The 16557-nt window shown below is 44.1% G+C and carries 15 protein-coding genes; 11 read left to right on the plus strand and 4 right to left on the minus strand.

Annotated features, from left to right (window positions below):
* Nucleotides 1–162: 162 nt before the first annotated feature.
* From AB4Z45_RS01675 to AB4Z45_RS01685, 3 genes are all read left to right on the plus strand, one after another.
* Complete coding sequence (locus tag AB4Z45_RS01675) at nucleotides 163–1170, plus strand: SDR family oxidoreductase (protein ID WP_441907605.1); 1008 nt, start codon at nucleotides 163–165, stop codon at nucleotides 1168–1170.
* A gap of 320 nt (nucleotides 1171–1490) precedes the next feature.
* Nucleotides 1491–2576: a glucosaminidase domain-containing protein gene (locus tag AB4Z45_RS01680; protein WP_441907606.1), complete on the plus strand. Its 1086-nt coding sequence runs from the start codon at nucleotides 1491–1493 to the stop codon at nucleotides 2574–2576.
* Between the two features lie 78 nt (nucleotides 2577–2654).
* Nucleotides 2655–3182, plus strand: coding sequence for a hypothetical protein (locus tag AB4Z45_RS01685; RefSeq protein ID WP_441907607.1), 528 nt, complete (start codon nucleotides 2655–2657; stop codon nucleotides 3180–3182).
* Between the two features lie 82 nt (nucleotides 3183–3264).
* On the opposite strand, the gene AB4Z45_RS01690 is transcribed toward AB4Z45_RS01685, so the two are convergent.
* Nucleotides 3265–3411 (minus strand): hypothetical protein, encoded by a 147-nt coding sequence (locus tag AB4Z45_RS01690; RefSeq protein WP_179089728.1) that lies wholly within the window; start codon nucleotides 3409–3411, stop codon nucleotides 3265–3267.
* A gap of 99 nt (nucleotides 3412–3510) precedes the next feature.
* Nucleotides 3511–4407, minus strand: coding sequence for an oxygen-dependent tRNA uridine(34) hydroxylase TrhO (gene trhO, locus AB4Z45_RS01695; RefSeq protein WP_076265918.1), 897 nt, complete (start codon nucleotides 4405–4407; stop codon nucleotides 3511–3513).
* Nucleotides 4408–4549: 142 nt separating this feature from the next.
* On the opposite strand from trhO, the gene AB4Z45_RS01700 reads away from it, so the two are divergent.
* The 6 genes from AB4Z45_RS01700 (at nucleotide 4550) to AB4Z45_RS01725 (ending at nucleotide 12827) form a co-directional block, all read left to right on the plus strand.
* Entirely contained in the window at nucleotides 4550–5071 is a 522-nt protein-coding gene (locus AB4Z45_RS01700) for a hypothetical protein (protein ID WP_441907608.1), read from the plus strand.
* A gap of 50 nt (nucleotides 5072–5121) precedes the next feature.
* The gene (locus AB4Z45_RS01705) at nucleotides 5122–5700 is read left to right on the plus strand and encodes a sigma-70 family RNA polymerase sigma factor (protein ID WP_441907609.1); all 579 of its coding nucleotides are present in this window, start codon (nucleotides 5122–5124) and stop codon (nucleotides 5698–5700) included.
* Complete coding sequence (locus AB4Z45_RS01710; RefSeq protein ID WP_441907610.1) at nucleotides 5690–6667, plus strand: hypothetical protein; 978 nt, start codon at nucleotides 5690–5692, stop codon at nucleotides 6665–6667. The genes AB4Z45_RS01705 and AB4Z45_RS01710 overlap by 11 nt, the downstream gene beginning before the upstream one ends.
* Before the next feature lie 19 nt (nucleotides 6668–6686).
* On the plus strand, nucleotides 6687–7727 hold the full coding sequence (locus tag AB4Z45_RS01715; RefSeq protein WP_441907611.1) for a hypothetical protein: 1041 nt from the start codon (nucleotides 6687–6689) through the stop codon (nucleotides 7725–7727).
* Complete coding sequence (locus AB4Z45_RS01720) at nucleotides 7724–8602, plus strand: hypothetical protein (RefSeq protein WP_441907612.1); 879 nt, start codon at nucleotides 7724–7726, stop codon at nucleotides 8600–8602. Before AB4Z45_RS01715 ends, AB4Z45_RS01720 begins: the two co-directional genes overlap by 4 nt.
* Nucleotides 8603–8834: 232 nt before the next feature.
* Nucleotides 8835–12827, plus strand: a complete 3993-nt coding sequence (locus tag AB4Z45_RS01725) for an S-layer homology domain-containing protein (protein WP_441907613.1) — start codon at nucleotides 8835–8837, stop codon at nucleotides 12825–12827.
* A gap of 69 nt (nucleotides 12828–12896) precedes the next feature.
* Here the strand turns inward: AB4Z45_RS01725 and AB4Z45_RS01730 are convergent, their stop codons facing one another.
* Nucleotides 12897–13235, minus strand: a complete 339-nt coding sequence (locus AB4Z45_RS01730; RefSeq protein ID WP_076265924.1) for a winged helix-turn-helix transcriptional regulator — start codon at nucleotides 13233–13235, stop codon at nucleotides 12897–12899.
* A 163-nt stretch (nucleotides 13236–13398) separates the two neighbouring features.
* Here AB4Z45_RS01730 and AB4Z45_RS01735 point away from each other — a divergent pair, with 163 nt between their 5' ends.
* A complete protein-coding gene (locus tag AB4Z45_RS01735; RefSeq protein WP_441907614.1) occupies nucleotides 13399–14424 on the plus strand; it encodes an NADH:flavin oxidoreductase/NADH oxidase in 1026 nt (341 codons plus the stop codon).
* A 55-nt stretch (nucleotides 14425–14479) separates the two neighbouring features.
* On the opposite strand, the gene AB4Z45_RS01740 is transcribed toward AB4Z45_RS01735, so the two are convergent.
* A complete protein-coding gene (locus AB4Z45_RS01740; RefSeq protein WP_441907615.1) occupies nucleotides 14480–15358 on the minus strand; it encodes a LysR family transcriptional regulator in 879 nt (292 codons plus the stop codon).
* Nucleotides 15359–15474: 116 nt separating this feature from the next.
* Between AB4Z45_RS01740 and aroC the strand changes: the two genes are divergently transcribed.
* Nucleotides 15475–16530: a chorismate synthase gene (aroC, locus tag AB4Z45_RS01745; protein ID WP_441907616.1), complete on the plus strand. Its 1056-nt coding sequence runs from the start codon at nucleotides 15475–15477 to the stop codon at nucleotides 16528–16530.
* Nucleotides 16531–16557 lie beyond the last annotated feature (27 nt).

Genomic DNA, 16557 nt, shown 5'->3' on the forward strand with positions numbered 1-16557 from the left:
TAGCAGCTCCTTGTTTCTATTAATTGGTTTTATTATAGCATTTTCAAATATTAAAAGAGTAACGTATATGGTACTATTAATTGACGATTTAGATCGTTTAAGCCGTAAGCTCTCCCGTTTAATCGTAACAAATGCCAAGATACAAAAAAGGAGCGGTTGTCGATGAAGGTATTGTTTATTGGTGGAACAGGATTAATAAGTGAAGCTGTTTCTAAGCTCGCGTTAGAACGCGGAATTGAACTCTATCTTTTTAACAGAGGGAAACGAGACGAGTTTGTACCAGAAGGGGCAAAGATCATCAAGGGTGATATACGCGACCCTGAGCAGGCTGCTGCTGCACTTGAAGGCTATCAGTTTGATGTGGTAGTCGATTGGATTGCCTTCACGCCGGAGCATGTCAGCACGGACATTGCGTTGTTCCGTGGACGCACGAATCAATACATATTTATAAGCTCAGCCTCTGCTTATCAGAAACCGCCTAAACACTATATCATCACAGAGGATGCAACACCGCTCGAAAATCAGTACTGGCAATACTCGCGTGACAAGATTGCATGTGAACAGCTGCTGCTCGATGAGCAGGCGTCATCAGGTTTTCCAGTTACTATCGTAAGACCGTCATTTACCTATGGCGATACGATGATACCCGCAGCCTTAAACAGCTGGCAGCATCCATGGTCTCTGATCGCAAGAATACGTGCGGGACAGCCAGTTATCGTGCATGGTGATGGCTCTTCTTTGTGGACGATGACACATAATTCCGATTTTGCCAAAGGTTTTGTCGGCTTGCTTGGACGTGCTGAGGCAATCGGAGAGGCGTATCATATTACTTCAGACGAAGTCCTTACCTGGAATCAAATCTATGAAGCGATAGGTTCAGCCGCAGGCGTAGAGCCGAAGCTTGTCCATATTTCTTCCGAGTTTCTTATTTCGCATGACCCTGATCTCGAGGGCGGCTTGCTTGGCGATAAATCTGTCACGAGCGTATTTGATAACCGCAAAATCAAAAGCTTAGTTCCCGATTTTTCAGCAGATCTTTCCTTTGAAGAAGGGATTAAACGGACGGTTGCTTGGTTTGAGGCTCACCCTGAGCGATGCACCGAGGATGATGCTTGGAACGAGCAGATGGATACGATTATCGCTGCTCATGCAGCCGGATTTAAAAAATAAAGCGTAAGCAAATGACGAAAATATAGATTTTAAGCCGTACATTTAGAGCAATAAAAAAAATTTTTTTAGCGATTTTTATAGGTACAAAAAAAGTGCTTATCCTCTAGGGATGAAGCGCTTTTTTTGTGTTTTAAACCTCGATTCCTTGATGCTAAAAAATTTCTCATAATTTACAAGAAGCATAAAAACTCGTCTTTTGAAGGAATGAGCGACATATAATCTTCACAGACCGTCCACTTTTTATTGATGCCTGCTTATTCTCGCCATCTAACTTATATCGTAACAGGTATACTTCATTAACTTAAGGGAGAGGTATAATCATGCGAAAAAAGTTGAATCAGCATTTATTTGTTTACTTGCTCATTTTATCGTTAGTCATTACTTTAGGCATGTACGTCCAACCTTTAAATAACGAACCGGATTCACAAGCTTTAGAAACGTCTGCAGCAGAACCATTTTCCTTAACTACCCTAACGCCGCTTGTTGTTGACAGCTTAGAGAACAATGAAAAAGTCATCGCTTCACCCACTCCAGCACCTATACCTGTAACATTCAACGAGATTAGCGCAGCTACAGTTAACACATCTGATCAACCTCCAACCATCCCGCTTGAAACGACTCTTGAAGTTGAACAACCGCCAGCCATCGCTGAAAAGCTAACGAATACATATGAGGTTACCGCGTATTACCTTAACATTCGAACAAAACCGAGCGCCGCTTCGGATATTATAAAGGTTGTAGAAAAGGGAGCAAAGCTTGAAATTACAGAAGAAACAGACAATGGTTGGCTTAAGCTGCAAAATGGTGGATACGTACATGGCGGATATGCCAAAAAGGTGAAAAGTGAAGTTTCCGTGTTATCCCTTGCTGCTGATGTTAATCGTCAGCCTGCCATTGCACTTAAGGCAAAAAGTGAGGAGCAGCGCATAGATAAAATAGAAATTTTAGAAGAAGCAGTAGAGGAAGAACTTATGAAGCCAACATCTGCCGTAGAGTCTGATTCGGGCCTTACGATCGAGCATATTGAGAAAATATTCGAAGGAACAGCACTATCCGGGCATGATTTGGAACAAGCTATCCTTGAAGTAGAGGATGAATACGGCATAAATGCTTATTTTACAATAGCCGTGATGAAGCTGGAGAGTGGAAATGGCAAAAGCCGGCTGGCCAAGAGCAAAAATAACTTATTTGGCCTCAATGCGATAGATGGCGATAAATACAATAAAGCGTTCAGCTTTGAAACCAAAGGGGACAGCGTACGAAAGTTTGGACAGCTCTTATCCAAAAACTATGTGGGCAAGGGACTGACTACCATTGAGAAGGTTGCCCGAAAATATTGTCCCGCCAACTCCAAATGGTCAAGTTTAGTGAAGAATATAATGAAAAGTGACTACAGGAAGCTCTGACATGGCAATTTCCCACCAAATATGTTATTTTAGGCTCCTAAGCATTTGACGACTTGGATAATAGGAGGCTGCAAATAAATGGTGGATAACGTGCAGAAAATGCCATTCGGCTATGAGCCGCCTGTAGATGAGCTGAAAGGAACGATTGTATACTATGATACATTTGAGCATACAACGCAGCGAGAGCTTGATCTAGCCGCAGATTGGGTGCAGGCACGTTCCTTTCGCAAACTTGTTCTCTATCCACTGCATGAGCTGAGCATCAAGAGGATGTCGAAAGAGAACGTCAGCCCATTTTATAAGCGGGAAGATCGGCTGCATGAATGGAAGCGGGACCGAGCGGAGACGAACATCGTTGTTGAACGTTTTGAAATTAAACGCAAGAAGTATACGCCAATCGATTTTGCTCTAAGACATTTGGCCGAAACTTATCCGAAACCGCTATTTGTACTCATGACGGCTGAAATGGCGAATATGTTCGCTTCGTTCTCATCATTCGAGGAATGGATCGTGAAAATCAGGCTTTTGTTGACGGAAGAGCCTGCACAACTGCATCCACGGCTCTTACAATATCAGCATCGCTGGGAAGCAATTGTCACCAAATAAACCTTGGAATACATAAGAAAAGAGCTGTCCGTGAGTAAAACTCACGGGCAGCTCTTTTTTCTGTTGCAAAACGATTATTCGTCTAGCCGGTTGACGGGCTATTCGGAACATGGCCTTTTTGATTGATATTCTCTGCTCTGGCCGAAGCTGAATTATTTTCCGCTTCCTTGGAGCTGTCTTCAAACGCTTGATTTTTGCTTGGAATCGATTTGTTTTTGTTGTGAGCCATCCACAATAACCTCCACTAGCGTGATTGCCTAAAACTCCGAGGCTAGCTTAGGTTAACCATGTTCCAGCAAAATAACCAAACTCTATAGCTACTTGCTCATTATTTTACGCTAACAACATGCTCTTCGCATGCTGTAGAGCAGAAGCCGTGCTTCGTTTCTTCACATTCCTTACATACGATATGCTGCAAATGACAGGAGTCATCCGCACAATTGATATAGGTATCAGCAGGCTGCTCGCAGTGGTGGCATTTGCCTACAACAACCGCTTCATCTGTTTGATTAATAACAACGGATGTTCTCTCATCGAATACATAACATTTGCCGTCAAACAGTTTGCCTTGTACTTCTTCGTCCTTGCCGTAGGTTACAATACCGCCCTCAAGCTGGTAGACGTCGTTAAAGCCTTCACTAAGCATAACCCCAGTAAGCTTCTCGCAGCGAATGCCGCCTGTGCAATAAGTAATGATCGGCTTGTCTTTGAATTCCGCCATATTCTCGCGAAGCCATTCAGGAAACTCCTTGAATGTTTCAAGATCGGGTCTGATCGCGTTGCGGAAATGACCAAGATCGTATTCATAATCGCTTCTGCCATCTAGTACGATAACATCTTCTCTTTGCAAATACTCATGAAATTCTTTAGGTGATAGACGAGTGCCGCTTAATGTATTCGGATCTAAAGGCTTATCATAACGTAGCGTCACTAGCTCTTTCTTGTAACGTACAAAAATCTTTTTGAAAGCATGTTTATCTGTTTCGTCGATTTTGAAAACCATATCCGAAAATAAAGGATTCGCACGCATATGCGCCATATATTGTTCAGTTTGCTCGATGGTTCCTGAGAGCGTTCCGTTAATGCCTTCATCAGCAATTAAGATACGGCCTTTTACGTTTAATTCCTTACAATATGCAAGATGTTCAGCAGCAAACTGCTCAGCATCCGGTACAGCTACAAATTTATAATACAATAAAACTCGAAAATGATTAGCTTCACTCATCGTAGTCTTTCCTTTCCGGTAAACAAATAAAAGCATTCTATATTATAGTTGACATTTTAAATAATTTCAACTTAAAACCTTTTTTGAACCTTTTTCATATACGAAACCAATGTATAGCGAAAGCAAATAGAGGAGGGGCTATATGAAAAAAGGGATAATAGTCATATTGATATGTTTGGTACTAGCTGCTTGTTCCACCGAACAGCCAAGCGTGCCTCAGGATTTTCTAACTAATATCGAAAGTACGGATTTAACCAAGGAGCATACTGGCGGGATATCACCTGGGGATTCGGTACAATTACTTACGGATAAACGTGGTCAGCCAAAAGGGAAATACGATATTAAAATGAAAAAAGCAGATGATTATGATGTGCCTGTTCAGTCATGGGAGTATTTTAACGCTACATATACGGTAACTGAAAGCAAGGTCGCAAGCTATAATCTGCTTCCAGATGAAGCTACCCATAAAGGGGCTAAACTGGGAAATTCTATTCAATCTGTTAAGGACATGTATGGGGATGCCTATTATAATAGAGAACACGATGATTTAAAACTACTAGGTTATATCGATAAAGAGAAGGAATGGGTACTCGAGTTTATGGTAGATCAAGAAAAGGTAACCGGCATCATGATGAGTGAATTATCCCTTTTTGAAACGAAATAGAAATTGAAATTGGCACATGAGTACTCGTGTGGCGTGAGGAGGTTTCCGTATTGAAGGATTCGGATATACAACCCTTGTTAGCTTCGCTTCTGGATGAAGATCCGGAAGCTTTCCGCTTGGTGTATGAGAAAACGGCTGATCATATCTATCGTACCGTCTATTATTTGGTCACGAACAAAAATGAGGTCAATGATATCGTTAGTGAGATTTACATCGCTATGCTCTCCGCTTTGCATGCCTACGACTACAATAGACCATTTCGAGCCTGGCTTAACGGCTTAATCATTAATCAGGTTAATCATTATAATCGAAAAGGCTGGCGATTTTTACGTTTAATTAATCGCAATAAGCAATTGTACGGCGTACAGCCATGGAAGAGGCCAGATGAATTAGCGGTCGAAGAGGAAGAAAAACACCAAGTACTTCAGCTAGTAAACAGCTTGTCTGCCAAGCACAAACAAATAATCGTTCTTCGCTATTATCAGGATTGCTCCTTTGAAGAGATTGCCAGCACGCTCCAAATCCCGCTAGGCACAGCCAAATCCAGACATCATGAGGCTTTGAAAAAACTGCGAAATCGAACCTCACATTCTCAATTTTTCAAGGAGGTGTTTAATCATGTCGATTGAACAAGAGCTAACACAAGCCTACAAACAATCCGCAACGAGAATCAAACGCCCTGAGGAGCTTGATGCTCGAATCGAACAGCTGTACCGAAAGCAGAGCCTCCAAAAACAGACCAAGCTGCACGCGGTAAAAAAATCATGGACGCTCAGAATCATCGTAGCGGGACTGCTCCTTACTTCCATGGGTTTCTCTACACCCTATATTTTTCATTTTAAAGACGAGATTATTGATTACATGCTGCATAATGGTCAATTAGGAACGTATGATGCGATGTTGGCTCAGCAAATGCGCGAGTCGCTCGAAGAGGTTAAACAAACGCTTCCTACCGATGCGAAGGCGATATTTTATTCGCAAAAATTAAAAAGCCTTTTGCCCAAAACTGATGCTATCCCTTTCGCAATCGTCACCAATCCATACGTGTGGAAGGTGGAGAAGGATTGGGAGATGCAATTGACAGAAGCAAATCCAGATCTTCAATTGCCTGATTCCTTAACAGAAACTTTGACGTTTGTTGGAGGTCAGAAGGAGCAACCGTTTGGCGGTTCGTTAACTGCTGCCGACATGGAGTCGCTTCATGAGCTGGAGAAACGTGTGAAGAAAGAGAAACCGGAGGAGACCTGGCTGCCTCTGCCCAGACCTGTAGTAGAGAGCGTGGATCATCCTGTCTATACGACGACTTATGAGAACGAATCCACTGACATAATTCATATCACGATGGAGGTATTCACGGATAAGAGCAATGTGCAATTACGTTCAAATCTAAAGGCGCAAGAGCAAATCGTTATTGGTCAACAATATGCTACCTATGCTCTTGCCGAGCCATTTCTGTACAGTGATACGGATCAGTATCAGTCCGTCTTTTGGATGGATTCATTAGCGGATGAAACGATACTATACACGATAGGCAGCCCTGATCTAGACATAACCAAATCAGAATTAACCAGCATAGCCGAGCAGTTTATTCATTGATAACTGGGGAGAGTGTTCAATGCAACCATACGCTATTTCTACGAAAAGCCACTTCGTAACGATGCTGCTTGGCACATGGCTGGTGCTCGGTATATTCATAGACGGTTATGCCCATAACCATGATGTAGTCGAAACGTTTTTCACTCCTTGGCATGCGATTTTGTATAGTGGGTTTCTTGCATGCGCAGCATGGATACTTGGAATGATTGTATATGTGAAAAAAAGAATGGGCTGCTCGTGGAAGCAAGCCATTCCTAGTGGATATGAGCTTGGCTTGCTTGGCGTCATCATCTTTCTTGCAGGTGGCTTAGCTGATATGGCTTGGCATATTATTTTTGGAATTGAAGTGAATCTTGAAGCGCTGCTTAGTCCTTCTCATTTAGCTTTAATGCTTGGTGCCATTCTCATCTTATCAAGTCCACTTCGAGCAGGCTGGAGGGAGCTGAGTGGCGACCAGATAGGTTGGAGAAGCTTTTTCCCATACTTATTATCCTTGGCGTTGTCAGCAGGTACTGTCAGTTTTTTTCTCATGTATGTGTGGATGTTTCGGTATAATTTGCCTGCGCCAAAAGTAGTTGCTTGGTATATGAACAATTCCAGCACTTTATTTGCACACCGGATGGCAGATGATGCCGAGGTACGAGGATTAACGTTTATCCTACTTAATACGATCGTATTTATGTTCCCCATTTTATTTATGCTAAAGCGCTGGCAGCCTCCTTTTGGTGCGATTACTTTTGTATTCTTACTCATTAGCGCACTAATGGGTGTAGTCGATGGTTTTACCCAAATACATAGTTTGATCATATCGTTTGTTGCAGGACTCAGCGGTGACTTATTGCTGCATTTAAGACGCTCTGATCTGAATCGCAAGCGCAGCAGCAGGCTGATTGCCACCATTACGCCAATTGTGCTTTGGGGCAGTTACTTCGGCTGGATGGCTGCGACGAGCGGTATTGGCTGGGAGCCCGAGCTGTGGGTAGGCTCAATCGTACAAGCTTCGCTGCTGTCGCTCGGCCTTAGCCTTTTAGCCCAATCTCCTGAGCGTGTAAGTCAATGAGCGTACGATTAAAGTCCATTAGTTTGTTGCTTATAACTTTGTTCATTATCCTGTTAGCTGCAACTGGCTGTGCTTCGGATACCTTTAAGAACCTCACGAACGTCGATATAGAACCGCCTAAGCGCGGATTGCTGGCTGCTCTTCAGAATGAACAAATGCCATCACCAGAAGCTTCGGGTTATCACGTTAAAGTAAGCGAAATAAATGGCAATCCAGTAGAAGCAGGAGAAATGGAATTACAATTGGAAGTCACCACCGCGGATGGGCAGCCTGTAACGAATTTTACAGAAGATATGACCAAGCTCATGCATCTTATCGTCGTTAGTAAAGATTTATCATCGTTTCAGCATGTGCATCCCGATTATGTGAAAGACAATGTATTTCAGGCAAAGCTTAACTTACCATTTGCAGGCTCGTTTTATGTAACGACTGAATTCAAGCCTCACAAACAAAATGCTGTCATTCATAAGCAGTGGATACAGGTATCTGGCGAGCCATTATCTAACGAAACAATAGTTCCTGACACCACATGGATAAAAAGTGTAAGCGGCTTAGAAGTTTCATTATCGGCAAGTCCCGGGATTGGTGAAATAGAAGCGGGACAGATGGTTATGTTGCTATTCCGATTTATTGATAAAGAGACGGGAAAGCCGATTAAGCAGATAGAGCCATTTCTCGGCACTTCCGGCCATTGTGTAATTTTGAACAGCACAGTTGACCAATTCGTGCATGCACATGCAATGGAAGCGATGAGTGGTGGTGCAAACGTCATGTTCCACACGGTATTTCCTGAGAAAGGCATCTACAAGTTATGGGGGCAATTTCAATTTAAAGGCGAGGTGCTGACGGTGCCATTTGTTATCACCATTAAATAAGGAATGGTTGAAACAAAGATAAAGTGTTTATGTACGCCTGCCCCCGTTAAGGGGGTTTTTGCTATTTATAAGCCTTTATTCAATAACCACCATTGGACTAATTCATTCTTTTATTATTAAATTGCTCAAGATTGCTGTCCATAATGTGGGATTTACCGCATTAGAGGGTTCGTACATTCCCCCTATACTTATAAATGTAAGGGTTTTCAAAAGTGGAGAAGGGGGAAAGGAAATGACATTCACAAATCGAAAATGGTTTTGTTTTGCGTTAGCGTTTGCGATTCTGGCATCATCGGTATTTGTTTCAGCGCCAAGTGCGAAGGCAGCATCAGACGAAGTAGGGGGAGCGGGAGTGGGTCCAGCTACAATTTATTCGTATCAGCCTTCAGCAAAATATGCAGTTTCAACGAACTATAGCCTTAAGGCGAATGGAGTAGAAATTCCAGTGGTTAAGGGCTTCAACGACTACGATTATGCAAGCTTCTCGATGGGAGGCGGACCGGTAACCTATGAACTAACGATCCTGAATACGGACAAGGTGCATGAATACTCGATCAGTCCGAAGAAACTCGGTATTCAAGCTGATTCGGTGGTTGGAAGAACGATCACGTTTACGACGCAGAAGGATGAGTATTTGATCATCATGATGAACAACCGGGCTACCCGATTGGTTATCGCGGCTGATCCGGCAGAGACGGATATTCCGAATCCCACCGGCGAGGGGATCTATAATGTGACCGCAGCGCCTTATCTAGTGACGACAACGGGGGAGAAAACAGGCGTAGCAGCGAGAACAGCTGCTTTGCAGCAAGCCATTAATGATGCGAGCAGCTATGGAACTGCGCAGGGGAATGGGAAGCAAGGCATCGTTTATGTTCCACGCGGTACGTACTACATCGGAAATGTCGTGTTGAAGAGCAACACGGCGCTTTACATGCAACCTGGAGCAACATTTGTTGCTACGGGAAAGACGGCAGATTATACCGAGCATTGGTTTAAGGATTCGATGGGAAGGCCCGCCACATGGTGGATTTCTACAGCCTTTCATTCGACGAATATTAAAATTTACGGGCGAGGCACGATCGATGGCAACGGACAAGCGTTGCATGATGATAAAAGTACGAACGGCAAAGGAATGATCAACAATTTAATCGTGCCTATCGCTACATCAAATTTTAAGATGGATGGCATCATGGTTCGGGAATCGGCTGGCTGGGCGATCGTACCGACAAGATCCAATGATTTAGCATTTACGAATTTGAAAATGTTCAACAGCCTGGGCATGGGCGAAAATGACGGCATCGACATTTGCGAATCGCAAAACGTAGTCGTTAGAAATTCGATTGGCATCGCGCTGGATGATCCGTATTCCACCAAAGCATGGCGGGAGGATACGGATATCGCATCCGGGAAGGTACCGTGGCCAGGAAGTCCAGAGCCGGTGCAAAACGTGCTCTTCGAGGACGCGATTTCTTGGACTCTATGTTATGGCTTCAAAATGGGTCAAGGGGTCATGCAGGACCAACAAAATATTACGTTCAAGGACGGTGTCGTGTATAAGGCAGCGGTTGGTTTTGCCATTCATCATAAATATGGATCGGGTAAGGTAAGCGGCATTACCTTCGAGAATATGGATGTAGAAGATATCAGCGGCAGCAACGAAGACAACAGCGCTTGGATGACAATGTTTACAGTAAACGGCGGCAATGCAGGTGTCGGACCGATCACAGGCGTAACCGTAAAAAACATTATAGTACGAGACATTGGCGAAGGCTTCTCCAAGCTGAAGGGGATGGAGGGAGCGAAGATTACAAATATTACGTTCGAAAACGTGTATATGCCGGGCAAAAGCGAGCCTGCGAAAAATCTCCATGAGATGAACTTTCTGAGCAAGGAGCATTATAGCGGTGTAACGATCAAGCCCGTGCAAAATCCGGAACCAAGAACAAGGACGAATCTGGCGCTAAGGCAGCCCGCGATCGGCTCATCGAATGACGGCGTCGAGGATACGTCGCGTTATGTTAATGACGGTAATCTCGCGACCCGCTTTGGCTCCAAGCGAGGTATCGATCCGAGCTGGATCTATATCGATCTTGGGGAGAACAAGACAATTGATCAAGTGAAGCTGTATTGGGAGAGTGCCTATGGCAAAAGCTATCAGATCCAAGTTGCCAACGATATAAGCAGCGAAGCTGGCTGGCAAACGGTGTACAGTACGACGACTGGGAAGGGCGGCATCGAGACGGTTTCGTTTAATGAAGTAAGCGCCCGCTATGTGCGGATGTACGGAACGGTAAGAGCTACTGTGTATGGTTATTCCCTTTGGGAGCTTGAGGTATATGGACCCGAAGTGTTTGCGGACAGCATTACTTTGAATCAATCAGCATTTACGCTGGTGACTGGCAATACGGAGCAGCTAAGCGCAGCGCTTATGCCAGATCAAACGACGAACAAAAATATAACGTGGATAACAAGCAACAGCAATGTTGCAACGGTAAGCCAGACTGGTCTTGTTACCGCCATAGGGCTTGGCACGGTCAACATTACGGCGAAAACACAAAACGGCGACTTAAGTACATCAGCAGTTGTGACGGTGACGGAACCAACGGATCCAATAGATCCAATAGATCCAACTGAACCAGGGGATTCGCTTTTGCCGCCAGTACTATATGAGGCAGTGGCGGGCAATGGGGAAACGAGCTTAAGCTGGAACGCCGTGGATCGTGCAGATGGCTACAAAATCTTTGTCAGCACGACGCCAGGCGTTTATTCGGAAGAGGCAGCAACCGTAACAGGCTCTGTTTATAACTATCTAGCGAAAGGCTTGAGCAATGGTCAAACATATTATTTTGTAATAAAGGCTTACAATGGGGCAGGAGAAAGCTCAGCTTCTAATGAAATAAGCGCAGTTCCAATAGGTGAATCAGGACCTATCTCGCCTATTAATCCTCCGCAGCCTGTGAAGCCTTCTAATGCAGAGTTTGCTGTGTTGATCAATGGCAAGGAAGAGCAGCTTGGAACCGCAGAAACTTCAACAATAAATGGACAATCGGTTACTCAGTTCAAGCTTGATTCTGTTAAACTGGCGAATAAGCTGGCCAGTGAGCAAGAGCATTCGGTCATTGCGATACAGACACGAACACAGCCTGATCGTTTCCAAGCTGGGCTGACTGCGGAAATACTGGACAATCTTCAGCAGAAAAATGCGGTAATTATGCTGCAAACCGATGCAACAATCTATACGCTGCCTGCGCGGCATATTAATTTAAAAGCATTGATAGGGCAAATTAATCCTTCTGCAGAGCCGTCAGCCATAGAGATTAATATCGAAATCAGCAAGCCGGAAGCAGCGATTCAAAAGTTGCTAGACGAAGCTGCAATAATCGGCAAGTTTTCATTAGTTGATACGGCATTTAATTTTACGGTTACCGCCAATTATGGAGGAACCAATGTAAATATCGACAGCTTCGACGCTTATGTAGAAAGGGCGTTGATACTTCCTGACGATGTGGATCAAACTCAAATGACGACAGCTGTTGTCATTGACCCAGACGGATCAGTACGCCATGTACCTACCAAAATTGTTCATAAGAATGGCAACTATATAGCAGTAATTAGCAGTTTGACAAACAGCGTGTATGCGCTTGTCCATTATGATACCGTATTCGTGGATATAAAGGATCACTGGTCAGCATCCGCCGTAAATGATCTAAGTGGAAGACTCATCGTAAAAGGTGTGGATAAAAATAAGTATCTGCCTAACCAAGAGGTTACGCGAGCTGAATTTGCGGCTTTGCTCGTTCGGGCGCTCGGCCTCAAACCTGTCAAGGCAGCGCAAATATTCACAGATGTGAATAGCTCGGCTTGGTATGCGGAGGCAGTCCAAACCGCATATGCTTATGGCCTGATTGAAGGATTCGAGGATGGGACATTCCGTCCAAGCATCAGCATGACACGTGAACAGGCCATGGCGATCACAGCCAAAGCAATGAAGGTTACAGGATTAAAGGACAAACTAGTGGATGCAGATACCGATACGCTGCTACAAGGATTTGCGGACAGAGCAATGTTTGCAGAGTGGGCTTTAAGTGGTATCGCGGATTGTTTGCAAAGTGGTCTTATTAATGGAAAAACAGATCATCAGCTGGCGCCAAAAGCAAACCTGACTCGAGCGGAAGTTGCAGCGCTCCTTCAACGGCTTTTACAAAAATCAGAATTGATTTAATTTTTCTAAATGAAAAAAGGATTGTCTCTTAAGCGAAGGCTGGAGACAATCCTTTTTGCTGTATGATCATTATAAAGTGAGTCCAAATCGCTTGAGCTCAATAAAGATGGGTTCCAATCGTTTACCTTTTTCAGTAATGGTGTATTCTACTCTTGGGGGGACCTCAGCATAAATGGTTCGACTAACGATGCCTTGGTCTTCAAGCTCCTTCAAGCGAAGGGAAAGTGTCTTCGGACTGATGCCTTCGAGTGATTTCAATAATTCACTAAAGCGCATCGTTTCTTCGACCAGCAGGTCACGAATAATGAGAAAGGTCCACTTCGTACCGATAATGTCTAGTACCTTACCTATAACGCAAGGAATACCATAAGTACCTCGCTCTAGAACGAGCTGTTCACGTTCATCCACCAGGATCACCTCAACTAATTTAACTCCATTTCTTAAAGTATAGTACAAAAGTAACTTTAGGGAAACTATATGAAAAAAAGTTCACTACTTTCGCTTTTATACTAACTGTGGTAAAAATAGAGTAATAACTACCCACTCTAATTAACGAAGAGGTGCATAGATCATGACGTTTAAACATTTAGATACACCATTTGAACTCAAAAGTCTTAAGCTTAAAAATAGAATTGTAATGGCACCTATGTGTCAATACTCTGTAGACGCGAAGGACGGGATACCTAATGAATGGCATTATGTTCATTATGTTTCACGTGCGATAGGCGGTACGGGCCTTATCCTAATGGAGATGACCGACGTTGATCCAGATGGTCGCATTACAGATCATGATTTAGGGCTTTGGTCAGATGAGCATATTCCTGCTTTCAAACGCATTATTTCTGAAGTTCATAGACATGGTTCGAAAATAGGCATTCAAATCGCCCATGCTGGGCGCAAAGCAGAGGACGCTGAGCAGCCCGTTGGTCCATCTGCCATCCCAGCAGGTCCAAACTATAAAACACCGAAACCACTTTCCGTGGAAGAAATAAAAGTAATTGTGAATCAATTTAAAGAGGCAGCTAGAAGAGCAGTAGAAGCGGGGGTAGACACAATTGAAATACATGGTGCTCATGGTTATTTGGTGCATCAATTCCAGTCTCCTGGCATTAATACCCGTGAGGATGAGTACGGACAGGATTTGGCTAAGTTTGGGGTAGAGGTCGTCCAAGCGGTGAAAAGCGTAATGCCAGCGGACATGCCGCTCATCATGCGAATCTCTGCCATTGAATACATGGATGGTGGTTATGATTTGAACCATAGCATCGAGTTCAGCAAACGCTACAGAGATGCTGGAGTTGATGTGTTTCATGTATCCAGCGGCGGGGAAGGACCAGTAGGAGTAAGGCGTCCGGGCAACTATCCTGGTTATCAGGTGCCTTTGGCACGTGCTCTGAAAGAAGCGCTGCAGGTACCTGTCATTGCCGTCGGCAAGCTGGAGGATCCACAGCTGGCTGAAGCGACAATTGCGAGTGAGGATGCAGATTTAGTAGCTGTTGCTCGCGGTATGCTTCGTGATCCTTATTGGGCATTACATGCAATTCAGGCTATAAAAGGTGAGGCATTGCCAGCAAAGCAATATGAAAGAGCATACTGATCATAATCAAGTTAATAATAAGAAGAGCCTCTTGGATACCGGGAGGCTCTTCTTGTTATTCAAGCAATGCAATAAACCGGTTTGCGATGATGGGAAGAGAAGAATTGCGCCTAGTGGCAAAACCTACAGAACGTAATGGAATGGGTTCAATTGTCTGAAGTCGAAATAGTTTTTTATTCTCAAGCTCCTGATCGATAAAGGATTGTGTAACAAATGCTGCTCCATAGCCTCGAATAGCCATTTCAATCAGCATATCCATGCTGGACAGCTCCATATCCGCATCTGGCGTTATGCCTTGTGAAGCAAACCACTGCTCAATAAACAATCTTGTACTGCTCGCTTCAGAGAGCAGCAAGAGCGGCAATTGGGCTAAGGCTTGAGCTGAAAAGGGGATATCGACTAAATGGCGATAAGCTTCTCCTACAACAAAGCAGTCCTGAATCTCCGTTAGATGTGAAACGACAAGTTCATGATCAGAGAGGGGCAAGTGAACAAGACCAATATCAATTTGACCATCTAACAATCTATCCCGTATATCCGATGTTTTCCCTTGAGAAAGCCGAATGCGTACATCGGGATGCTCCGCATGAAACGTATCAAGCAGCGGCAGCAGCAGATGCTTGATTACAGGTCCGCTAGCCCCAATGCGCAGCTCGCCTGCCGTAAGGTTTTTGAGCGCTTGTAATTGGATTTCACCTGCTTGCAGTATCGTAAACGATTTCTCCACATAAGCGAGAACCTCCAATCCTTCCGGAGTAAGCTTTACTCCTTTGGACAATCGATCAAACAGCTTCAATTCAAGCTGCGCTTCCAATTGCTTAATTGCATAGCTGACTGAAGGCTGTGTAATATGCAGCTCTTGTGCTGCTTTTGTTAAATTACCTAATTTGGCGGTATGGAGAAAAATGCGGTACCATTCCATATTCATTAGCATGATATAGTTCCTCTCTATGACAAGATTCAAAAATTCCGATTTCATTTATTTCATATTCAAAATTATAATAGACAAATAACAAATGCGTCAAAGCATTCCATCGGGAGGTAAACATAATGGCAGGAAGCACATATGGGGAAAGTTTTAAAATTACGACATTCGGAGAGTCACACGGGGAAGCCGTTGGCGTCATTGTTGATGGCGTGACACCTGGGGTTGAGCTGGATGAGAAATATATCCAAACGCAAATGGATCGAAGAAAGCCCGGTCAATCCTCTGTAACTACCCCGCGCAAAGAATATGATGTCATTCGTATTATGTCTGGCATGTTTGAAGGGAAAACAACGGGAACGCCACTTTTCATTATGCTGCATAATACAGATATGAAGCCTGAAGCATATAACGATATACAAAATTCCTTTCGTCCAGGACATGCCGATTATACGTATTTGAAAAAATACGGCTTGCGTGATCACCGCGGAAGCGGGAGGGCGTCGGGAAGAGAAACAGCAGGCCGTGTTGCTGGCGGAGCGGTTGCCCGCAAGCTGTTAGAGAACCGAGGAATAAGTGTTGTTGCTTATACCAAGGAAATAGGCGGTATTAAATGCGAAACGTACGTCGAGGATGAGATTGAAAAAAATGCGGTAAGAGCATGCGATCCAGAAGTAGCCGTTCGCATGATTGAGAAAATCGAGCATTTAGCGGCTATCGGAGACAGCTGCGGCGGTATCGTGGAATGCAGAGTAAGAGGCGTTTTACCTGGAATTGGCGAGCCAGTATTTGATAAGCTGGACGCTGAGCTTGCAAAAGCAATGCTATCCATCGGGGCTGTTAAAGGCATTGAGTTCGGGGCAGGTTTTGCAGCAGCAGAGATGCTCGGCAGCGAGCATAATGATGCCATGAGCAAAAATGGGTTTTTAAGCAATAACGCGGGCGGAATTGTCGGCGGCATCAGCACGGGGGAAGAAATTGTTTTTCGTATAGCGGTTAAGCCCACTTCATCTATCTCTTTGCCGCAGCATACGATTGATATCCACGGTCAAGAGAAGATGATCGAGACCATTGGCAGACATGACCCGTGTATCTGTCCACGTATTATTCCCGTTGTAGAAGCAATGGCATGTATCGTTATTGAAGATCTAATCAAGCGCCAAGCAGCAATGAATGGATAAACTGTGCTATGCTTATAAATGACAAAT

Source organism: Paenibacillus sp. MCAF9 (genome assembly GCF_052114265.1).
In the GTDB taxonomy this organism is placed as follows: domain Bacteria; phylum Bacillota; class Bacilli; order Paenibacillales; family Paenibacillaceae; genus Pristimantibacillus.